Source organism: Acinetobacter sp. YH12241 (assembly GCF_013417535.1).
Classification (GTDB): Bacteria; Pseudomonadota; Gammaproteobacteria; order Pseudomonadales; family Moraxellaceae; genus Acinetobacter.
On sequence record NZ_VPDQ01000013.1, the window covers coordinates 17,459 to 38,077 of the forward strand.

Genomic DNA, 20,619 nt, shown 5'->3' on the forward strand with positions numbered 1-20,619 from the left:
TCCCTATAAAGGTATTAATTAACAAATTGTTCAGATTGAACCGAGAGCTCGATCTCCCAATTTTTAAACTGCACCTGTTCATCATGCAGTTCAGCAATCAGTAATGGCCATTGTTTGGCATCACCAGAAATGCTGAGCTGCCATTGTTGCGCATTCTTGACCTTGAGTTCAATGGCAGGAAGCATCTCATCACTACGACTGTGATTGACCAAAACCGCCAGACGCAACAGCAAACACAGCTGTAAAAGTTTAGTTCCACCGACTTTCATCACATCATGCTTGGCATCAGCGCGCAATTTACGACGATGGTGTGCGACCAAATGTGACAAATAATTCTGATCTACCTGCGAAAAACCGGCAATGTCAGAATGTTGCAATAAATAGGCACCGTGGCGGTGATAACCACTATGACTGATCGCTAAACCAATTTCATGCAAATAAGCTGCACGACGAAGTAAATCACTGTCCTCGCTATATAGGCCAAGATCAGCTGCTACATCATCAAACAGTTTTTGTGCAGTCTGCACTACACGTTCGGCCTGCTTGGCATCGGCATTATAACGACCAATTAAGGCATGGACTGAACGATCACGGATATCTTCATGCTTGAAACGACCCAAGAGGTCATACATCACGCCTTCACGTAATGCACCATCTGAATACACCAGATATGGAATATTCAACACATCAAATACCGCATATAAAATGGCAATTCCTGCAGGTAAAACTGCACGACGGTCATCTTTCAGACCTTCAAACTCCATGTCCGAAACATGCTTATATTTGAATAATTTATCTTTAAGTTTTTCCAGACCTTCACGGGTGAGCTGTTCTTTATCATTGCTCCAGCCCATATTGACACAGATCTGACGACAGGCTTTGATCGTACCACTCGAACCAACGACTGCATCCCAACCGGCAGATTTATAAGTATTGGCAATGCCTGAAATTTCTTTACGTGCCGCAGTCACTGCCTTATCAAATGCTTTATGGGTGATTTCACCATCAGCAAAGAATTTCTTGGTAAAAGTCACACATCCCATCTGCACAGATTCGGTATGAATGGGTTCGAATTCTTCCCCAATAATCAGTTCAGTCGAACCCCCACCGATATCTACCACCAGACGACGGCCAGTATTGGCCATGGTATGTGACACACCGAGATAAATTAGACGCGCTTCTTCGCGACCAGCAATAATTTCAATCGGTTTTGGTAAAATTTCAGCTGCTTTCTGAATAAATTCATGACCATTTTTGGCCTGACGCAAAGCATTCGTTGCCACAATCCGTAAACGGTTCGGTTGTACCGATCCCAAGCGTCCGACAAAACGGGCCAGACAAGCCAAACCGCGCTGCTGTGCGGCTTCAGTCAAATTTTTATTTTCATCCAGTCCCGCAGCAAGTTGAACCTTTTCTGACATTGATGCGACTTTTTTCACTTCGCCATGATCCACCCGGGCAATCGCCAAATGAAAACTGTTTGATCCCATATCGATGGCTGCGAGTAATTCTTCATCAATCAAAAAATCAGACATTCTAGAAATAAACCTTTTAAGAATTGTGCTTAGAGTAATTCACAACCATGCAATTTAAAAGCCATTTGTCAGGACAATTTCGCGTAATTATTTTTTTCATTTATAGGACAATTGTATGAGGCGATGGTGACTATCGTGATCATCCATTAGACAAAACAACATTAAAGCTTGAAAATTTACAGATTCCTCTACATTGTTAAAGATGGCTATGTAATACTAATAATTATAGTTATCTTTATAAAATTAATTCTGGAGCACTCCATGTCTGGCAACATCGTAAACACTACTGACGCAAACTTCGAAGCAGACGTTCTTCAATCAGACGTTCCTGTACTGGTTGATTTCTGGGCTGGCTGGTGTGCGCCATGTAAAGCTATTGCCCCTGTACTTGAAGTATTGGCTGATGAATATCAAGGCAAAGTGAAAATTGTCAAAGTTGACGTAACATCTTGCGAACAAACTGCTGTGAATTTCAATATCCGCAACATTCCAGCTTTATTGATGTTTAAAAATGGTGAAGTCGTAGCGACTCAAGTCGGTGCAGCACCAAAATCTAAATTGACTGCATTTATTGATCAAAACATCTAAGCATAAAATGCTATAGTAAAAATACGCGACCAAAGGTTGCGTATTTTTTTCGTCTATAAATTGACAAAAACCTGTTTCTCTCTTATATTTCAACTTCAAGAGATAAAGGATGCTAAATCCTGTCAGTTTCTTACAAGACACATTACATAACATGCCGCTCGGCAATAGAAATTGTTTTCACATTTCTCTTTGAAACAATCAAACAGACCTCTGAATTGTTCTTGTGCAAATTCAATTGCTTTCGTTTGAATGCTTATATGCGGCCGAATGTTACTCCCTTTCTAACCTATACCTTAGAACTTTGATTCTATCTGACCACTTATGAATTTAACCGAACTCAAGAAAAAACCGATTGGCGAACTCATCAAGATTGCCGAGTTTATGGGCCTTGAAGGTATGGCTCGTAACCGTAAGCAAGACATTATTTTTGCCATCTTAAAACGCCATGCGATGAATGGTGAAGAGATTTTTGGTGATGGCGTTCTAGAAATTTTGTCAGATGGTTTTGGCTTCTTACGCTCTGCAGCAGGCTCTTATTTGGCAGGTCCTGACGATATCTATGTCAGCCCATCACAAATTCGCCGCTTTAACCTGCGTACCGGTGACACCATTACGGGAACCATTCGTCCGCCTAAAGAAGGTGAGCGTTATTTTGCTTTGCTGAAAGTCAATCAGATTAACTACGATACCCCGGAAAATTCACGTAACAAGATCTTGTTCGAAAACTTAACTCCATTGTTCCCTACTGAACAATTAGTGATGGAACTTGGTAATGGTACGACTGAAGATTTAACTGCACGTGTCGTCGATCTGGTGGCACCAATTGGTAAAGGTCAACGTTCAATTATCGTTGCACCACCGAAAGCTGGTAAAACCATGCTATTACAGAACATCGCGCAATCGATTGTTCGTAATAACCCTGAATGTTTCCTGATTGTCCTTCTGATTGATGAACGTCCTGAAGAAGTCACCGAAATGGAACGTACCGTTCGCGGTGAAGTGGTCGCTTCTACCTTTGATGAATCACCTGCCCGTCACGTTCAAGTGGCTGAGATGGTGATTGAAAAAGCCAAACGTTTAGTTGAACACAAGAAAGATGTGGTGATTCTGCTGGATTCGATTACCCGTCTGGCACGTGCATATAACACTGTGATTCCTTCATCAGGTAAGGTATTAACTGGTGGTGTAGATGCACATGCACTTGAACGTCCAAAACGTTTCTTCGGTGCGGCACGTAATATCGAAGAAGGCGGTTCTCTTACTATCATTTCTACTGCACTGATTGAAACCGGCAGTAAAATGGATGAAGTCATTTACGAAGAATTCAAAGGTACAGGTAACCAGGAAATCACGCTAGATCGCCGTATTGCGGAAAAACGCGTCTTCCCTGCGATGAATATTAAGAAATCCGGTACGCGTCGTGAAGAACGTTTAATGTCCGAAGACAAACTTCGTAAAGTCTGGATTCTACGTAAACTTCTGCATACCCAAGATGAACTGGTCGCGATGGAATTCTTGCTTGACCGCATGAAAGAAACCAAGACCAATGATGATTTCTTTGATCAAATGAAACGCAAAGCATCGAACTAAAATTATCGGAAAGGTCACCATTCAAGGTGGCCTTTTTTTATGGTTGACGCATGTTACACAATGAAACAATGTAATGAGATATCTGTAAACTTATTTTTAAGTTTTTGATTATTAAAATAAACAAATAAATAACTGTATAATTTTTATAAGCTTAATAAGCCTTTCTCCAATCTATATCTTTCAATTAATTGTTATTTTCTGTTAAAAAACCCTTAATTTTTATCGTTTTTTCGCTGTTTTTGATGCTCCCCTAGTAGCAATTAAAAATGCGCAGTGATAGCATATTTGCAGACCAGTTAGACTGCTCCTGCGTTGTTAGTCCCTAACACTATTAGGAATAATAAAAGCATATTACAGCCTGACTTTGGTTTTTTTTAATCTCAATTTTTTAGAGAGTGATGCCATGTTATTCAAAAAAATCGCTATTGCTGCTGCAGTTGCTACTACTTTAGCTTTCGTTGGTTGTGCTAAAAAAGCTGACGACGCTGCTGCTGACGCTAACCAAGCTGCATCTGAAGCTGTAGAAGCTGCTTCTGAAGCTGAAGCTGCTGCTGACGCTGCTGCTGTAGAAGCTACTTCTGAAGTTGCTGCTTCTGACGCTGCTGCTGTTGCTGAAGCTGACGCTGCTGCTGCTGTTGCTACTGACGCTGCTGCTCAAGCTACTGCTGCTTCTGAAGCTGCTGCTCAATAATCTTTACGATTATTCAGTACAAAAAAAGAGAGCCTTTGGCTCTCTTTTTTTTGTTTAGAAATATAAAAGATTAAAAAAATAAAATTTTTAAATGAAAAAAAGCAGATCAATTGATCTGCTCATTCCCCACACGTTGACGGAACTTCTGCCCCGCGCGGAACGTAACAACACGGCGTGCAGAAATCGGAATCTCTTCACCCGTCTTCGGATTACGGCCTGGACGTTGGCGCTTATCACGTAACTCAAAGTTACCGAAACCCGATAATTTTACTTGTTCGCCCGAGATTAGCGCTTGGCTAATCTCATCGAAAAACAACTCGACCATTTGTTTAGCTTCACGACGGTTTAAACTCGTGAGCTCACTTAAATGATCAGCCATTTCTGCTTTTGTTAATGCTGTCATGAAGCCCTCAATGTCGCTTGGTAAGTGTTTTCCAACACCTGAAGGATATTATCCATACCTGATTTAATTTCAGCATCTTCCAGTGTACGGCTTGGATGCTGCCAGAGAAGTGCAAATGCCAGTGAGCGTTTCCCTTCTTCTACTCCTTGTCCAGTGTACACATCGAACAACCATGTCGAGCCTAGAAGCTCTCCACCTGTTTTTTCGATAAGTCCCTGAATTTCGCTAACATTAATCTTATCACTAATTAAAAGCGCAATATCACGTCGAACCGATGGAAAACGTGATAATTCTGTAAAATTAGATACATAAGTTTGCAAAACAGCCGATTGATCTAATTCAGCGACCCAAGTCGTCGCCAAATCGAGCTCATCTTCCAGCGACGGATGTAAACGACCTAAGTAGCCAATTGACTGACCATTCACTAGAATTTCAGCAGATTGACCAGGATGTAACCAGCTACGTTCAGAACGTACATATTCTACATTCAGACGCGCAGCTGCCAGAATTTCCTCAATATCACCTTTGAAGTCAAAGAAATCCATTGGCTGCGCTTTACCATGCCAAGTTTCAGGTGTACGTGAACCTGTGGCAATCAAGGCAAAAGTTGGAATCTGTTTTAGATCATGAATCGAAGCCGCATTCTGGTAATCAAAACGCAGACCGAGTTCGAAGAAACGTACACGGTTCTGCTGACGGTTGACATTGTACTGTACGCATGGAATCAGGCTAGACAGTAAAGTTGAACGCATCACTGCCAAATCGCTTGAAATTGGGTTCGCCAAAGCCAATGGATTCACCGCTGGATTCAGCTGTTTTTCCAGTTTCAGGTCAGCAAAACTGAAGCTGATCGCTTCCTGATAACCCAAGGTCACGGCTGTTTGACGAAGCTGAGTTAGTTCGAATTGATCTTCATATTTCGCCAACTTCACATCAATGACCGGTAAGCTGATTTGAATATTGTCATAACCGTGAATACGGGCAACTTCTTCAATCAGGTCTTGGTAAATTGCCATATCATAACGGTGTGATGGAGGAACCACTGACCACTGGCCTTCAGCTTTTACAGTCACTTCACAACCTAAACGCGTTAAAGCATCTGTAATGAAATCTGATTCAACTGTATAACCTAATAATTGATCGACTTGAGCTTGTTCTAGCTCAATCGCTTCACGTTTTGGTAACAGCTCTGATTTTTCAGCTACAATGATTGGACCAAACTCACCGCCTGCAAGCTCAGCAATCAACTGAGAAGCACGGTGCATTGCGATCATAGGAAGTTCAAAGTCTACACCACGTTCATAACGTTGTGATGCATCAGTATGCAGACCGAAACGACGAGCACGGCCAGCAATATGCAATGGCGCGAAAAATGCTGATTCCAGGAAGATTTCAGTAGTTTCATCAGTTACTGATGAAGACAGGCCCCCCATAATCCCTGCAATCGCTAATGCTTTTTCATCATCTGCGATTACCATCACGTCGTCTTGCAGTTCCACTTCCTGTTCATTTAATAGAACCAGTTTTTCACCTGCAGTCGCTTGACGTACATGTACTGAACCTTGAACCTTGCCACCATCAAAGGCATGCAGAGGTTGACCCAGTTCCATTAATACATAGTTGGTAATATCGACCAGAATACTGTGCTGACGGATACCGGCACGTACTAAAGCTCGTTCCATCCACTCAGGGGTTGGTGCTTTGGTATTGACGTTTTTGATCACACGACCGAGGTAACGTGCACAACCTTCAGTTTCAACAACGACTTTCTTCTCATCTGCAAGAGTTGCTGCAACTTCTTTAATTTCAGGTGCAGTGACAGGCAATTGGTTAATTACACCAATTTCACGTGCGATCCCGCGAATGCTGAAACAGTCACCACGGTTCGGGGTGATGCTGATATCAATCACGTTGTCATCAAGGTCTAAATATTCACGAACATTGACACCGACTGGTGCATCTGCAGGAAGCTCTAACAGACCATCAATTTTGTCTTCAAGATCGATTTCTGAAGCGCCACATAGCATACCTTGTGATTCAACACCACGCAGTTTGCCTTTCTTGATTTTAAAATCGCCTGGTAATACTGCACCGATGGTAGCTACTGGTGCTTTCATACCGGCACGTACGTTCGGTGCACCACACACGATTTGCAAAGGCTCACCTGAACCAATGTTCACAGTCGTTACACGTAAGCGATCTGCATCAGGATGCTGTTCGACAGTCAGGACTTCACCCACAACCACACCTGTGAAGGGTTTTGCGGCTGGAGACAAATCATCTACTTCCAAGCCCAGCATAGTCAGTTGGTCAGACAGTTTTTCGCTATCGATGGCTGGGTTAACCCATGTGCGCAGCCAATTTTCGCTAATTTTCATACATTCATTTCCTTAATCTCCCCTAGCCCCTCTTTTTCAAAGAGGGGAAATCCCACACCCTATCTTGTTTCGTGTAAGTCCCCCTTTTACAAAGGGGGATTTAGGGGGATTTTTAAATCTAAAAATTAATATGTTTTAGCCACTCAACTTTATAAGAAGAGGCTATCAAATCTCTTAAGCAAACTGGCGTAAGAAACGCACATCGTTTTGATAGAACATACGCAGGTCATTAATGCCATAACGCAACATTGCAAAACGTTCTACACCTAAACCAAATGCAAAGCCTTTGTATTTGTCTGGATCAATACCCGCAGCGCGAAGTACATTCGGATGCACCATACCGCAACCCAAAACTTCTAACCATTTGCCGCGCTCATCCATAATATCCACTTCAGCACTTGGCTCAGTGAACGGGAAATAAGACGGACGGAAACGCACTTTCAAATCTTTTTCGAAGAATTCGTTTAGCAGGTTTACCAATAATCCTTTCAGTTCAGCGAAGCTGGTATTTTCAGCAACGTATAAGCCTTCGATCTGATGGAACATTGGTGAATGTGTCTGGTCAGAGTCACAACGGTATACACGGCCTGGGCACACGATACGAATTGGTGGCTGCTGGGTTTCCATGGTACGAATCTGTACGCCCGAAGTATGGGTACGTAGCAGATGGTTCACATCAAAGTAGAAAGTGTCGTGCATGGCACGTGCAGGGTGATGGCCTGGAATATTCAATGCTTCGAAGTTGTGATAGTCATCTTCAACTTCTGGACCAGTCGCTACTGTAAACCCTGCTTTGGTAAAGAATTGACAGATACGTTCTTGTACTTGGGTCACTGGGTGGATGCTGCCCACCTGTTGGCCACGACCGGGCAAGGTAATATCAATTGTTTCACTAGCAAGCTTTTGTTCTAGTGCAGCTTTTTGCAGTTCAGCCTGACGTTGTGTCAAAGCACTTGTGATGGCTTCACGAACTGCATGAATTTGTGCCCCAAACGCTTTACGTTGTTCAGGATCCATTTTCCCCAGCGACTTAGATTGTTCCGCGAGCTGGCTTTTTTTCCCCGTAAATTGCACTCGTACTTGATCAAGTGCAGCAAGGTCTTGAGCTGCTGCAATCGCAGCGAGCGCTTCAGTGGTCAGGGCTTCCAGTGACATAGTAACTCTCAAAGCAACAGGTTAGAAATATTTTTAAAAACCCCATATTCTAACAGTTTTTAGGCGAGTTGATGAAGTGCGCTTTTAATGAAAATTAGATTGGCATAGCGAAAAATAAAAAGTATAAAATAAGCAGGATATCAATTAGATCAAATCACTATGGCACTCGATCAAATTTGGAAACAGCAACTGACCCTCGTCACTTATGGCAATGAGTTTTTAACTCAGGATCTCAGTTTCAGCCGCTGGCTGAATCACTCCATTTTTAATCAGCACCATTTAACTTTTCGAGATCTGATTTCCCAGCATTTACTGGCACAGCACTTTCAAATCTGGTTAGAAGGTCTGAAAAAACAAGGTGTTCGTCGTATTAGTCTACATTCTTCACATTTACTGGAAGATGAAAATAACCCTAATGCCAATGTTGAGCTGGTTCCTTTGGCTCATGTGATTATCAGTCATCATGCTCAAGGTAAAACCGCCTGGATGATCGGTAAGGAACTGGCTGAATGGTATACCGCTGATAATGATTATGAAGCACCAGAAGCCCAACAGTCGCCTTTACGTCATGAAGTATTCTGGCGTTATGAACTGAACAGTAAACTGGCCAAAAGAATTGATGCTGATTTGGTGCAGCCAAACTGGGATGATATTCATACCTATACTGAACAGGAATTATTTGAACACCATTTAGCTCAAGGATTCACTGAGCCTGCTTATACTGGTTTGCCTTATTACGGTACTACCCCAACGATTCAGTCTCATGCAGAAAATCCGAGTCACCTAGCTTTGATTCCAACGGATTATTCATCTGATTATGCTCATCAGACCTTGTACCGTCTGGATGCATTAAGTGATTTTATTCAGACAAAGATTCAACACCCTTATAACGATGATGGTCAGGTACTGAATCCGGAGCAGCAATTAAACCTGCGCCACTTTGCGCAAAAAATCGATGAAATCAGTGCCAAGTTCATTGTGAAAGTGGCCAATCATTATAAAACCGCACAACTCACTCCTAAAGTGGCGCCTGATCCTTTTGCAGGCATGAATACTGAAGATCGCGCGGTCAAAGTCTCTAAAGCTGAACGACCACAAAGTCACCATAAAACCGGTGCTTCAAGTGTGATCAAACTGATTCTGATCACGATTGTGATCTGTCTGATTGGCTACTATTTCGGACTTTAATAAAATATATTGTCTATAAATAATCACTTTAGCTTGGTGGAGCTTTAATCTCCACCAAATCAATAAATAAATGATTTAAAAAATCAAAGATCCCACTGATTTTATTTAAGCATAAAAAAAGACCGCTAAAAGCGGTCTTTTTTCTAAGTCATAAAGACTTATGCAGCCAACGCATCTTTAGCTTTAGAAGCTAGAGCTGCAAACGCAACTGCGTCATGCATAGCGATGTCAGCAAGTACGCGACGGTCGATGATAACCTGAGCTTTTTTCAAGCCAGCGATCATACGGCTGTACGATAAACCGTTTTGACGTGCACCAGCGTTGATACGCGCAATCCATAGAGCACGGAATTGACGTTTCTTCTGACGACGGTCACGGTAAGCGTATTGACCAGCTTTGATTACCGCTTGGAACGCTACGCGGTAAACGCGTGAACGAGCACCATAGTAACCTTTAGCGCGAGCAAGAATTTTTTTGTGACGGCGATGAGCCTGTACACCACGTTTTACACGAGCCATTTATAATCTCCTTAGATGTACGGGCACATACGACGAACTGAAGCAACGTCACTTACGTGAACCATTACACAGCCGCGCAATTGACGAATACGCTTAGCAGATTTTTTGGTCAAAATGTGGCGTTTGAACGCTTGTTTACGCTTAAAACCGTTAGCAGTCGCTTTGAAGCGTTTAGCTGCACCACGGCGAGTTTTCATCTTAGGCATAACAACCTCTTTTGAACACCTGTTCGGCACGTCTGCACCATTGCAAGAACGCCCTGCAGGTAAGGGAGCCGATATTCTAATGCATCTTTGCTTAAAACAAAAGCACTAGTCTTTTTTTCTTGATGAATCTGCAAACTTAGCATTTTTTACGATAAGAATTGAATGATGAATTTATATACTGCTTGCGATATCACTTTATAATTTGTCAATTTTTTCAGTTACAGCTCTTTATGCACATTCAGCCCGATGCATTTGCCGCACTCCGTTATCGAGACTTTTCTATTGTTACCTTAAATCAGTTTTGCCTGACTTTAGCCATTCTGATTCAGGAAATTATTGTTGCCTATTCACTATATCAGATTACCAAAGACCCGCTGACCTTAGGACTGATTGGTCTGGCAGAGGCGATTCCATTTATTTCCCTTTCTTTATGGGGTGGATATGTTGCGGATCGTTTTAATAAGCAGACTATTATGAAAATCTGTTTATTTTTTGCCATTCCGATGCCTGTCATTCTCTGGTCACTGTTTCATTATCACGGTTTAGGAAACCTCAGCACCAGTCAATTATCTTGGGGAATTTATGCCGTCATTTTCTGTCTGGGTACCATTCGTGGCTTTTATAATCCTTCAGCAACTTCACTAAAACCCTTTCTGATTCCACGTGCACTCTATGCCAATGGTGCAACTTGGACCACAATTGGCTGGCAAAGTGGTGTAATTATCGGGCCGATGCTCGGTGGTTTTATGCTGGCGTTTTTAGGTCGGGAAACCAGTCTTCTAACTGTCGCAGTACTGGTCAGCATCTGTTTTGTTCTGATTAACTTATTGCAAAAGCGCGATTTTCCTAAAATTGAAACTGAAAATGTCCTGCATAGTCTGGGCGATGGTTTCCGCTTCATCTGGAACAGTAAAATTGTACTGTGGTCAATTTCCCTAGATCTAGTTTCGGTGCTGTTTGGTGGGGTGATTGCCCTCTTACCGATTTTTGCCGAAGATATTCTAAAAGTTGGTCCTGAAGGTTTGGGTTATTTACGGGCTGCTCCTTCCATTGGCGCACTGATAACCATGATTGCCCTGACCCGTTTTCCGCCTACGCAACATGCTTGGCGTAATATGCTGCTTGCAGTCGCAGGTTTCGGTGTCTTTACCTTGCTATTCGCTTTTTCCAACTCAATGTGGCTATCTCTGTTTGCTCTTGCCATGACCGGCGCCTGTGACAGTATTTCTGTAGTGATTCGCCAAACGATTTTACAGATTTATCCACCCGATAATATGCGTGGCCGGGTTGCTGCAGTAAACGGCATGTTTGTCTCGTCTAGCAATGAACTGGGTGCTTTTGAGTCTGGTCTGGCTGCGAGATATATGGGCACGATTATGGCTACAGTGTTTGGTGGCAGCATGACCCTACTGGTAGTTGCCATCAGCTGGGCGAGAACCAAGGACCTGTTTGGAGTTGATATTACCAAAGGAAATGAAAAATAATTTTTAGTTCTGATGTGCAAAGGTTTTTCAATCAAGAAAATTCTGCGCACTAATGATGAATATAAATAAAAAGAGGCTTTATGCCTCTTTTTTTAAAACATCGCATAAGCCCAATAGACAAACAGATAACGTCCAATTTTGGCAATACTGACTATCAAGATAAAACGGGTAAAATTTTCCTTAAGCAAACCGGCAATTAATGTAATTGGATCGCCAATAATCGGCACCCAGCTCAGCAATAATGACCAATAGCCGTATTTCTGATAGGTACTTTGAGCTTTAAGCATCTGCTGCTCAGAGACTGGAAACCATTTTTTATGCTTATATTGCTCAATTTTGAACCCCAGATACCAGTTCACACAGGAACCCAAGATATTTCCAGCACTTGCGATCATGATGAGCAAGGCCGCCGAATAGCTCCCTTGCCATAATAAACCCAGCAAAACTGCTTCCGACTGCAGCGGTAATAAAGTGGCTGCACCAAAAGCGGCAAGAAAGAGCAGAAACAGGGACATCCCGAGACTAACGGCTTAAACCCAGTTTTTTCTTGGCTTTAAGATATTCCCAATTCGCCCAGACTATAGCCATAACCATGACCAAAATACGTGACCATTGATATTTCTGGGTGATCGGCTCAAGCGCTGTATTTAAAATCTGACGATCTTTGGTATTCAAGGCACTGATCACCTGATCCACATGCACAATTTCAGCAACGAACAGCAGCAGACAAGCTGCGATACCGAAAATAATACTCCAGTAAATTCGAGGATTCGTTTCCACGATTTTAGTAAAGTTCAGGAAAAAATCTTTCATATACTCACCCAATAAAAAACCACCCAAAGGTGGTTTAATCTACTTTTATCTAGTTTAGCACAAAGGCCAGACTTATCTGACCTGTATTGCTAACGCTCTTTGCACCGCTGGACGCGCAGTCAGGCGTGTCACATATTCCTGTACTTCCGGATAATCAGCCAGATCAATCTGCTGCCATTCATGACGTAGCACCCATGGCAAAATAGCCATATCCGCAATCGAATACTCACCAGCTACATATTTCTGACCAATCAGCTGTTTGTTCAGAACCCCGTATAGACGCTTGGTTTCATTGACATAGCGATCAGTGGCATACGGGATACGCTCAGGAGCAAAACGGCTAAAGTGATGATTTTGCCCCAGCATTGGACCCAAGCCACCCATTTGCCACATTAGCCATTGCTCAACTTCAACACGTTGCTGCTCATCATCCGGATAAAACAGGCCGGTTTTACGACCCAAATATTGCAGAATCGCGCCAGATTCAAAGACTGAAATCGGTTCACCACGCGGGCCATCCTGATCCACAATCGCAGGAATTTTGTTATTTGGAGAGATACGTAAAAAATCAGGTTGAAACTGGTCATTTTCCAGAATATTGATCGGAAAAATTTTATATTCCAAGCCCATTTCTTCTAATGCGATGGTAATTTTATGGCCATTGGGCGTTCCCCAATAATAGAGATCAATCATGTTATTACCTGTTACCTTTTCGTTTTTACATGACATTATTGAAATTTGATCTAGTTATAGCATGATTTAAAGCCCTACTTCCGCATATTTTGTTATAGATTCAGCAGTAAAATCGCTAAATTTAAAGCATTATTTTTAGCCCAAGATGGGTTCAAATATTTTTAAATCTTGAGGCTTGAAAAGCTTCGCCTCAATCCTATATTAGAAATAGAGCAATGATCTATTCAGGAGATTGTTTCTAATCACTGAGTTCATATTGAAGAATTGCATGTTGTTTAAAAAACTTTTCTGAGATCAGGAGGTAAGATCAATGAGCAATTTCAGTCTTAGCCCACTATTCCGTCGTAGTATCGGTTTTGACCGCTTTAATGACCTTTTTGATTATGCAATGCAAAGTGAGGCACCGAACTATCCACATTACAACATTGAAAAAACCGGCGACAACAATTACCGCATTGTGGTTTCTGCTGCCGGATTCAATGAAGACCAGCTAGAGATCAATCTGGAAAATCAGGTTCTGACCATTAGCGGTAAAGCGGTGGAAGAAAATTCAGATACGACTGTGGAATTCCTGCATAAAGGCATCGCCCACCGTTCATTCAAATTGTCTTTAAGACTGGATGAACATGTAGAGGTACAACAAGCTGAATTTGAAAATGGTTTATTGAAAATCGAATTGCAGCGCAATGTGCCAGAAGAAAAATTGCCTCGTCAGATTCCGATTGGCAAAAAACTGTTAGCTGAAAAAAATGAATCTAACGAGCAGCAAAGCTAATCACCTGCCAAAAGAAAGACCCGAATGGGTCTTTCTTTTTTAGGACAGAATCCTTAAGCTTGAAAGTGTTCAATTTTCACTCATTATAAAAATAATAATATGAGCACATCAGATATTATTCTGTTTCATCAAAGTGCCCAGACGATGAAACATATGGGACTTCTCCTTCTTTGCTATCCCATTGGAATTTTGATGACCTTATACCTTCATACTCCAGATCCTCCTTCCAGTTTTGTTCGAGGATTGGTATTTTTATGGCAGGAGTTCCCAAGCTTTTATGGCTATATGCTGGGTTTCCTAATGCTATCGCTCTTGGTATATAGCATTAAACTAAAAATCACCTCGCGGACAATTTATTATACTTTGGCAGGATACCGGATCAGCCTGTGTTTATATCGTGAAGCCGTCCATTATAGCTTTATCAATCCTCAATATGATTCACTTAAAGCTCGTACCAAACGCTGGCTAACCAGACTTCCCGCTCATCAAATTAATCAGCGGGATGGCACTCTCGATTTTATTCTTTGTCAGCCCAGTTGGCGCGACCGACTCTGTTTAAGATTATTCCGGATTCATTTATCGATGTTTTCCCGCCAGCAAGCCAAGGAAATTATCCAAGCCATGTACAGTGCTTGGAATTTAAGATCATAAAAGCTGATTCAAAAACACTTTTAACTATATGGTTTAAGCTGAAAGAAATTTATCTCATCAGATTCCAAAGGACAAAAAGCAGTTATTAAAAAATGGTGTTCTGGCTGGAACTTCCCCCTATCACCACATATAGTTGATTTACATAAAATTTCGGCTATGCTTTTCTGAAACAGAATAAAACATTCAATAAATACCATAGATAAAAAAATCTGCCGTAGGTGCACTATGAATTATGTCCGTCGCAACGCCCTAAGTCCATTCATGCTATTGGGCTTGCTCTTCTTTTTATTGATTGTCATTTTACTGCTATTGTTTGGCTGGCCACATTATAAAGTTTGGAAACAAGGGATGGATGGTCAGGCAGCATTGGCTGAAGCAGAACAATCTAAAATGATTCAAGTGCAAGTTGCAAAAGCGGAACTGGAAAGTGCCAAACTGCGTGCAGAAGCTATTAAACTCGTTGGGCAGGCAGCTAAAGATTATCCTGAATATCGCAAGCAGGAATTTATTGGTGCATTTGGTGAAGCCCTACGTGAAGGTCGTATTCAACAAATAATTTATGTACCCACTGAGGCCAATATTCCGATTGTAGAAGCAGGAAAATCCTACCCTACTCAATAAAAAATTAAGTTACCTCATAAAAAAGCCCTGCAAATGCAGGGCTTTTTTCATCAAGAGATGCTTACTTTTTCTTTTTAGGACCAAGCAGCATACCCATTTGACGACCTTCCATTTTTGGTGCTTGTTCAACAACACCATATTCAACGACGTCTGCTTCAACTTTTTGCAGTTGAGCCAGACCCAGTTGCTGGTGAGCCATTTCACGACCACGGAAACGCAGGGTAATTTTAACCTTGTTTCCTTCTTCAAGGAATTTGATGATTGCACGTAATTTTACGTTGTAATCACCTACATCTGTCGCAGGACGTAGCTTGATTTCTTTCACCTGGACTTGATGTTGTTTTTTCTTCGCTTCTTTCTGCTTTTGTTTCAGATCAAACAAATGCTTATTGAAGTCCATGATTTTGCAAACAGGTGGCTCAGCATTGGCTACGATCTCAACAAGATCAAGCTCAACATTTTCTGCTGCGCGCAATGCTTCCGCAAGGCTTACAATACCTTTTTGCTCACCATTTTCGTCTACAAGACGAACTTCTTTAGCACGAATTTCATCATTCAAGGCAGGACGGTTTGATTTATTACCGCCCTGTTGATTACGGTCAGGCTGTTTAATCGCTGTTACTCCACAATGTACCGGCCGCGTTCGGCAACGGCTGCTTTTACTAAGTCAACGAAAGCATCGATTGACATAGTACCCAAATTTTTTCCTGAGCGGGTACGGACATTCACAGTACCTTCCTCTACCTCACGGTCCCCAAGTACCAATAAGTAAGGAATACGCTCTAAAGTACGTTCACGAATCTTAAAGCCGATTTTCTCATTTCTCAAGTCAGAAATTGCACGAATTCCGTTTTCTTTAAGTTTCGCGACGACTGACTCACAAGCCTCGGCTTGAGCATCAGTAATATTCATGACACACGCTTGCACTGGTGATAACCAAGGTGGCATAAAGCCCGCGTAGTGTTCAATCAGTATACCAATAAAACGTTCGAAACTGCCAAGAATTGCACGGTGCAACATCACAGGCTGATCACGATCGTTGTCTTCAGTAACATAAGAGGCATCCAGACGTTCTGGAAGGTTGAAGTCACATTGAATGGTACCACACTGCCAGATTCGGCCTAAGCAGTCTTTCAATGAGAATTCGATCTTCGGACCGTAGAATGCACCTTCACCTGGTTGTAAATCCCAATCTAGGCCAGCAGCATCTAAAGCATCTGCCAAAGATTTTTCTGCCATATCCCAAAGTGCATCATCACCCACACGTTTTTCAGGACGTGTAGATAACTTCATTTGTACTTCTTCAAAGCCAAAATCTTTGTATACGTCTAGTGTCAATTTGATAAAGTCTGCAACTTCAGTACCGATTTGTTCTTTAGTACAGAAAATATGCGCATCATCTTGGGTAAAACCACGTACACGCATGATGCCGTGTAAAGAACCCGATGGCTCGTTACGGTGACATGAACCAAACTCCGCTAAACGGATTGGAAGATCACGATATGATTTTAAGCCCTGGTTGAACACTTGCACGTGACAAGGACAGTTCATCGGTTTTACAGCGTAGTTACGGTTCTCTGAATGAGTCGTAAACATGTTTTCAGCATAGTTCGCTGCGTGACCTGATTTTTCCCAAAGCGTGAAATCCACCACTTGTGGTGTACGGATTTCAAGGTAACCATTTTCTTGCTGAACTTTACGCATGTATTGTTCAAGCACTTGGTAAATGGTCCAGCCGTTTGGATGCCAGAACACCATACCTGGTGCTTCTTCCTGCATATGGAACAAGTCTAAGGCTTTACCAATTTTACGGTGATCGCGTTTTTCAGCTTCTTCAATACGCTTGATATAAGCTGCGAGCTGTTTCTTATCAGCCCAAGCTGTACCATAAATACGTTGCAGCTGTTCGTTTTTCGCATCACCGCGCCAGTAAGCACCAGAGATTTTAGTCAGCTTGAATGATTTTAAGAATTTGGTATTTGGTACGTGCGGACCACGGCACATATCCAGATAGTCCTGATGGTAGTACAGGCCCATTTGAGTTTCTTCAGGCATGTCTGCGATCAGGCGCAATTTGTATTCTTCGCCACGTGCAGTGAATTCTGCAATCACTTCATCACGTGGAGTCATTTTTTTCACGACGTCATAGTCTTGATCGATGAGCTTTTTCATACGCTCTTCAATCGCAGCCATGTCATCTAAAGTAAATGGACGTGGCATCCAGATGTCATAGTAGAAACCTTCTTCAATGACTGGACCAATGACCATCTTTGCTTCTGGGAACAATTGCTTAACGGCATGACCCACCAAGTGTGCGCAAGAGTGACGAATAATTTCGACACCTTCTTCATCTTTAGGCGTGATGATTTGTAAGGTTGCGTCTTCAGTAATCAGATCGCACGCGTCCACTAGACGATCGTTTACACGACCTGCAACGGTATTTTTTGCAAGACCAGGACCGATGCTTTGAGCAACTTCCATCACAGATACGGCGTGATCAAACTGTTTTTGATCGCCATTTGGCAAAGTGATAATTGGCATATGAAATCCTTAAGGAGTGATGCCCCGTACCATGGAGCATGTCACCGCGAGATTATGATCGAGGGAGAACCTCAAAAGATAAAAACGGTGGATAAATAAAAAATCGCCTAGAATTTTACACGGCTTGAGCCAATGATTAAACCTTTTCCCTAATAAAAATAGGATTTATCACCAAAAAGTTCTTTTGAGCTGCAATGAGTTAAGATCATTATTCACTCAAGAATTATTTATTCTCTAAAGGTTTGCCACGCTTCAAATTGCCTTTCGATATAGACATACAATTGAGAAAACTGGGGAATGATGGCTTCGCTTTGAGTTGGTCTTAAAAACACATAATCATCGACTTTCAGTTCGCAAGATTTCGGTACCAGAACCATTTCCTGATTGCTACTGCGTCCATATAAAACATGCAGCTGGCTTTTTTCTGGAAAATAATAGTCAGCCTGCCAGTAGCCACCATAAACAAAAAGCGCTTTATGTTGATGCGGTAGATGATTCAGCATTTCCAGTCCGGGAATCTGGCTATAAGGCAGCACTTTTAAAATTGGTGTGGCGATCCACAAAGCACATTTTAAAGCTGAGAGATTGTCTAGATCAAAATCGCTGGGTTTAAGTAGCATGGAACCAAAAGCCAGATCATTACAGACACTCTGCTGGCAATGCTGCATAAAGGTCGGACTGCCGCCACCGTTAAAACATAGGTTTTCATGCCATAAATCAGGAAATTGCTGTTGCAGCGTCAGCTTGAATTGTTGATAAATCTGCTGTGATTGCTGATAACTTTTTTCAAGTCTTTTGAGAATCTTTGGCAGTTTGGCTACATGCGCATCATAGCCCATTAATCCGGAAAATTTTAGATTCAGAGGATGCTGCTGAATCAGCTTGAGTAGGGCTACAAACTGTTCCTGACTGCTTACTCCTCCGCGATGCAGCCCCACATCAATTTCAATATTTATATTCAGGCAGAAATTCAGGTTTTGGGCGAGTTGCAGATACTGCTCCAGCCGTGCCTGACTATCGATCAGCCATTGAATATTTACTTGAGTATTTAAGTCCATTTGACCAAACCAGCTTTGATAAAAGCGCTGCGCTGCATGAACCGGCATTGGCTTACCGAGTAGAATGTCCGCTTGCTCAAATGCTCCGATAATTTCCCGAAGATGTGGCAGATGAAATACCATAAAACGCTGGGTATTCAGCTTTTCACTAGCGAATTGAAGCAACTCAGTACTGGACAGAGATTTCACCACCAGACGAGGCTTTAACTGCGGAGGTAGTTTTGCCTGCACAACATCCAGATTATGCTGATATTGCGCCAAATCCAGAATCAGTTGTGGTGTACCTGTACCCTGCTGTTTTAGGTCTTGAGTCAGTTGCTGAAAATAAGTTGATCGCATCTTCTACTCCTGCTACTTAGCCAGAAACAGTTGTTTCAAGTAGGGATTCAGCCATTTTTGCTGCGGATCCAGCTGCTGACGTAGCGCTATAAATTCAGGCCATTTTGGATATAAATCGCGCAGTGATGCAGCATGCATGCTATGTAATTTGCCCCAATGCAGTCGCCCCTGATATTTCTGAAAAATCGGTTCAATTAGATTAAAAATGACATGATAATCCTGCTTATAAAACTGATGGATAGAAATTGAAACTGAATCCCGCTGATAGAACGGACTAAGCCAGATATCATCCGCTTTGACATAACGAAACTCGATCGGAAAGAACATCGGCACACGATGCTGCCTTAAACAATGCAGCACTTCTTCCAGACACTGCAAGCCTAGTTCGACCGGAATCTGGTATTCCATTTCATTAAATCGGGTATTACGCGGTGTGGGGAAAATCTGACTGGACCAATCCACAAAACAGGTCGGTTTGACAAAAACACCGAGCAGCTTTTGCAGATAAGGATTGGTAGATGGCAATAACCTTGTCAATTCCGAGCACAACATTAATAAACTATCTTCTGATGGCCAGCTTTCTTTTCTCGGCTGAATGCGGTCATCAGTTTCATCCAGCGTTTTCAGCATGACCTGATCAGCATACAGAAAAGCCCAAAACTCAAGATGTCGATGCTGATGTTTCCATTGATCGATATTGGAAAATATGTCTTTTAATGAACACAACCGGATCTGTTCTTTTAATTTATAAAGCGGCTGATTTTGCAAGGTGATTTTGGTGAGTATTCCAAGACTGCCCAGTGCTACCCGCCCTGCCTGAAAAATTTCCGTATTTTGCTGCTCATCACATTGCAATAATTCGCCATCTGCAGTCAGTAATTCAAAGCCTTGAACGAAAGCAGATAAACACGGCAAATCAATTCCCGTGCCATGCGTACCGGTCGAGACTGCACCCGCCAGACTTTGCTGATCAATATCGCCTTGATTGATCAAAGCCTGATTAAGAGGGGCTAGATATTCACCCAACTCATATAAACGCGTACCTGCCTGTACAGTACATTGAGCTGTCGCTTCATCTGCATCTATCACGCCTTTGAAATGATCCAGACGAATCAAGACCTCATCGGTTTTAGCTAGTGCACTGAATGAATGTCCTGCACCCACCACACGAATCTGCGCATGTGACTTCACCAGATTTTGCAATTCATTAATTTCTTTAGGCTCAAAAATTTGAGGAGAACTGTACTGGCTTCCTGACCAGTTGCGCCATGTTGCATCCGCCTGTTGTATTTTCATTATTATTCCTTGGCTGAGGCTATATTTAACACCCATTTAGAGTAAAATACCTAAAAAGGCAAATATGGGAACCCATAGGTTCAAAAAAATCGGTGC

General features: G+C 42.2%; 21 protein-coding genes. 8 read left to right on the forward strand and 13 right to left on the reverse strand.

From position 1 onward, the window contains the following. Nucleotides 1–14 precede the first annotated feature (14 nt). Nucleotides 15–1,535, reverse strand: a complete 1,521-nt coding sequence (gene ppx / locus FTV18_RS09340) for an exopolyphosphatase (RefSeq protein ID WP_180017794.1) — start codon at nucleotides 1,533–1,535, stop codon at nucleotides 15–17. Between the two features lie 261 nt (nucleotides 1,536–1,796). Here ppx and trxA point away from each other — a divergent pair, with 261 nt between their 5' ends. The 3 genes from trxA (at nucleotide 1,797) to FTV18_RS09355 (ending at nucleotide 4,404) form a co-directional block, all read left to right on the forward strand. Then, nucleotides 1,797–2,123, forward strand: a complete 327-nt coding sequence (gene trxA / locus FTV18_RS09345; protein WP_005233946.1) for a thioredoxin — start codon at nucleotides 1,797–1,799, stop codon at nucleotides 2,121–2,123. Nucleotides 2,124–2,444: 321 nt separating this feature from the next. Next, nucleotides 2,445–3,713 carry a transcription termination factor Rho gene (gene rho, locus FTV18_RS09350; RefSeq protein WP_004783562.1) on the forward strand — a complete coding sequence of 423 codons (1,269 nt, stop codon included), beginning with the start codon at nucleotides 2,445–2,447 and terminating at the stop codon, nucleotides 3,711–3,713. Nucleotides 3,714–4,116: 403 nt separating this feature from the next. Then, a complete protein-coding gene (locus FTV18_RS09355; protein ID WP_179992970.1) occupies nucleotides 4,117–4,404 on the forward strand; it encodes a hypothetical protein in 288 nt (95 codons plus the stop codon). A gap of 106 nt (nucleotides 4,405–4,510) precedes the next feature. Here FTV18_RS09355 and FTV18_RS09360 read toward each other — a convergent pair whose 3' ends face one another. From FTV18_RS09360 to pheS, 3 genes are all read right to left on the reverse strand, one after another. After that, a complete protein-coding gene (locus tag FTV18_RS09360) occupies nucleotides 4,511–4,807 on the reverse strand; it encodes an integration host factor subunit alpha (protein WP_004783565.1) in 297 nt (98 codons plus the stop codon). After that, nucleotides 4,804–7,185, reverse strand: a complete 2,382-nt coding sequence (gene pheT / locus FTV18_RS09365) for a phenylalanine--tRNA ligase subunit beta (protein ID WP_180017792.1) — start codon at nucleotides 7,183–7,185, stop codon at nucleotides 4,804–4,806. The genes FTV18_RS09360 and pheT overlap by 4 nt, the downstream gene beginning before the upstream one ends. Nucleotides 7,186–7,359: 174 nt before the next feature. Then, a complete protein-coding gene (pheS, locus tag FTV18_RS09370) occupies nucleotides 7,360–8,340 on the reverse strand; it encodes a phenylalanine--tRNA ligase subunit alpha (RefSeq protein ID WP_034703065.1) in 981 nt (326 codons plus the stop codon). 159 nt (nucleotides 8,341–8,499) lie between these two features. Between pheS and FTV18_RS09375 the strand changes: the two genes are divergently transcribed. Continuing rightward, nucleotides 8,500–9,528 (forward strand): hypothetical protein, encoded by a 1,029-nt coding sequence (locus tag FTV18_RS09375; protein WP_159123053.1) that lies wholly within the window; start codon nucleotides 8,500–8,502, stop codon nucleotides 9,526–9,528. A 158-nt stretch (nucleotides 9,529–9,686) separates the two neighbouring features. Here the strand turns inward: FTV18_RS09375 and rplT are convergent, their stop codons facing one another. Both rplT and rpmI read right to left on the reverse strand, forming a co-directional pair. Continuing rightward, nucleotides 9,687–10,046, reverse strand: coding sequence for a 50S ribosomal protein L20 (gene rplT, locus FTV18_RS09380; RefSeq protein WP_004647525.1), 360 nt, complete (start codon nucleotides 10,044–10,046; stop codon nucleotides 9,687–9,689). 11 nt (nucleotides 10,047–10,057) lie between these two features. Further along, a complete protein-coding gene (rpmI, locus tag FTV18_RS09385) occupies nucleotides 10,058–10,252 on the reverse strand; it encodes a 50S ribosomal protein L35 (RefSeq protein WP_004278281.1) in 195 nt (64 codons plus the stop codon). A 230-nt stretch (nucleotides 10,253–10,482) separates the two neighbouring features. Here rpmI and FTV18_RS09390 point away from each other — a divergent pair, with 230 nt between their 5' ends. Next, a complete protein-coding gene (locus FTV18_RS09390; protein WP_180017789.1) occupies nucleotides 10,483–11,736 on the forward strand; it encodes an MFS transporter in 1,254 nt (417 codons plus the stop codon). A gap of 92 nt (nucleotides 11,737–11,828) precedes the next feature. Here FTV18_RS09390 and FTV18_RS09395 read toward each other — a convergent pair whose 3' ends face one another. From FTV18_RS09395 to FTV18_RS09405, 3 genes are all read right to left on the reverse strand, one after another. Continuing rightward, on the reverse strand, nucleotides 11,829–12,251 hold the full coding sequence (locus FTV18_RS09395; protein WP_034170828.1) for a YqaA family protein: 423 nt from the start codon (nucleotides 12,249–12,251) through the stop codon (nucleotides 11,829–11,831). 7 nt (nucleotides 12,252–12,258) lie between these two features. Further along, nucleotides 12,259–12,549, reverse strand: coding sequence for a hypothetical protein (locus tag FTV18_RS09400; RefSeq protein ID WP_159123055.1), 291 nt, complete (start codon nucleotides 12,547–12,549; stop codon nucleotides 12,259–12,261). Nucleotides 12,550–12,621: 72 nt separating this feature from the next. Further along, nucleotides 12,622–13,242, reverse strand: a complete 621-nt coding sequence (locus tag FTV18_RS09405; protein ID WP_004783581.1) for a glutathione S-transferase N-terminal domain-containing protein — start codon at nucleotides 13,240–13,242, stop codon at nucleotides 12,622–12,624. Between the two features lie 310 nt (nucleotides 13,243–13,552). Between FTV18_RS09405 and FTV18_RS09410 the strand changes: the two genes are divergently transcribed. From FTV18_RS09410 to FTV18_RS09420, 3 genes are all read left to right on the forward strand, one after another. Continuing rightward, nucleotides 13,553–14,017, forward strand: a complete 465-nt coding sequence (locus FTV18_RS09410) for an Hsp20 family protein (RefSeq protein ID WP_004783582.1) — start codon at nucleotides 13,553–13,555, stop codon at nucleotides 14,015–14,017. Nucleotides 14,018–14,116: 99 nt separating this feature from the next. Beyond that, on the forward strand, nucleotides 14,117–14,668 hold the full coding sequence (locus FTV18_RS09415) for a hypothetical protein (protein ID WP_180017787.1): 552 nt from the start codon (nucleotides 14,117–14,119) through the stop codon (nucleotides 14,666–14,668). 225 nt (nucleotides 14,669–14,893) lie between these two features. After that, nucleotides 14,894–15,289 carry a hypothetical protein gene (locus FTV18_RS09420; RefSeq protein ID WP_004783587.1) on the forward strand — a complete coding sequence of 132 codons (396 nt, stop codon included), beginning with the start codon at nucleotides 14,894–14,896 and terminating at the stop codon, nucleotides 15,287–15,289. A gap of 61 nt (nucleotides 15,290–15,350) precedes the next feature. Here the strand turns inward: FTV18_RS09420 and infC are convergent, their stop codons facing one another. The 4 genes from infC to FTV18_RS09440 all read right to left on the reverse strand — a co-directional run bounded on the left by infC (nucleotide 15,351) and on the right by FTV18_RS09440 (nucleotide 20,523). Beyond that, entirely contained in the window at nucleotides 15,351–15,902 is a 552-nt protein-coding gene (gene infC, locus FTV18_RS09425; protein ID WP_081400954.1) for a translation initiation factor IF-3, read from the reverse strand. Between the two features lie 5 nt (nucleotides 15,903–15,907). Continuing rightward, the gene (gene thrS / locus FTV18_RS09430; RefSeq protein ID WP_004783592.1) at nucleotides 15,908–17,830 is read right to left on the reverse strand and encodes a threonine--tRNA ligase; all 1,923 of its coding nucleotides are present in this window, start codon (nucleotides 17,828–17,830) and stop codon (nucleotides 15,908–15,910) included. Between the two features lie 227 nt (nucleotides 17,831–18,057). Further along, nucleotides 18,058–19,227 (reverse strand): alanine racemase, encoded by a 1,170-nt coding sequence (locus tag FTV18_RS09435; RefSeq protein ID WP_180017785.1) that lies wholly within the window; start codon nucleotides 19,225–19,227, stop codon nucleotides 18,058–18,060. A 12-nt stretch (nucleotides 19,228–19,239) separates the two neighbouring features. Next, complete coding sequence (locus FTV18_RS09440) at nucleotides 19,240–20,523, reverse strand: D-arabinono-1,4-lactone oxidase (RefSeq protein WP_180017783.1); 1,284 nt, start codon at nucleotides 20,521–20,523, stop codon at nucleotides 19,240–19,242. Nucleotides 20,524–20,619: the final 96 nt, after the last annotated feature.

Coding starts and splice junctions, on each gene's coding strand:
- ppx (WP_180017794.1), bottom strand. CDS start 1,535: ATGTCTGATTTTTTGATTGATGAAGAATTACTCGCAGCCATCGATATG.
- trxA (WP_005233946.1), top strand. CDS start 1,797: ATGTCTGGCAACATCGTAAACACTACTGACGCAAACTTCGAAGCAGAC.
- rho (WP_004783562.1), top strand. CDS start 2,445: ATGAATTTAACCGAACTCAAGAAAAAACCGATTGGCGAACTCATCAAG.
- FTV18_RS09355 (WP_179992970.1), top strand. CDS start 4,117: ATGTTATTCAAAAAAATCGCTATTGCTGCTGCAGTTGCTACTACTTTA.
- FTV18_RS09360 (WP_004783565.1), bottom strand. CDS start 4,807: ATGACAGCATTAACAAAAGCAGAAATGGCTGATCATTTAAGTGAGCTC.
- pheT (WP_180017792.1), bottom strand. CDS start 7,185: ATGAAAATTAGCGAAAATTGGCTGCGCACATGGGTTAACCCAGCCATC.
- pheS (WP_034703065.1), bottom strand. CDS start 8,340: ATGTCACTGGAAGCCCTGACCACTGAAGCGCTCGCTGCGATTGCAGCA.
- FTV18_RS09375 (WP_159123053.1), top strand. CDS start 8,500: ATGGCACTCGATCAAATTTGGAAACAGCAACTGACCCTCGTCACTTAT.
- rplT (WP_004647525.1), bottom strand. CDS start 10,046: ATGGCTCGTGTAAAACGTGGTGTACAGGCTCATCGCCGTCACAAAAAA.
- rpmI (WP_004278281.1), bottom strand. CDS start 10,252: ATGCCTAAGATGAAAACTCGCCGTGGTGCAGCTAAACGCTTCAAAGCG.
- FTV18_RS09390 (WP_180017789.1), top strand. CDS start 10,483: ATGCACATTCAGCCCGATGCATTTGCCGCACTCCGTTATCGAGACTTT.
- FTV18_RS09395 (WP_034170828.1), bottom strand. CDS start 12,251: ATGTCCCTGTTTCTGCTCTTTCTTGCCGCTTTTGGTGCAGCCACTTTA.
- FTV18_RS09400 (WP_159123055.1), bottom strand. CDS start 12,549: ATGAAAGATTTTTTCCTGAACTTTACTAAAATCGTGGAAACGAATCCT.
- FTV18_RS09405 (WP_004783581.1), bottom strand. CDS start 13,242: ATGATTGATCTCTATTATTGGGGAACGCCCAATGGCCATAAAATTACC.
- FTV18_RS09410 (WP_004783582.1), top strand. CDS start 13,553: ATGAGCAATTTCAGTCTTAGCCCACTATTCCGTCGTAGTATCGGTTTT.
- FTV18_RS09415 (WP_180017787.1), top strand. CDS start 14,117: ATGAGCACATCAGATATTATTCTGTTTCATCAAAGTGCCCAGACGATG.
- FTV18_RS09420 (WP_004783587.1), top strand. CDS start 14,894: ATGAATTATGTCCGTCGCAACGCCCTAAGTCCATTCATGCTATTGGGC.
- thrS (WP_004783592.1), bottom strand. CDS start 17,830: ATGCCAATTATCACTTTGCCAAATGGCGATCAAAAACAGTTTGATCAC.
- FTV18_RS09435 (WP_180017785.1), bottom strand. CDS start 19,227: ATGCGATCAACTTATTTTCAGCAACTGACTCAAGACCTAAAACAGCAG.
- FTV18_RS09440 (WP_180017783.1), bottom strand. CDS start 20,523: ATGAAAATACAACAGGCGGATGCAACATGGCGCAACTGGTCAGGAAGC.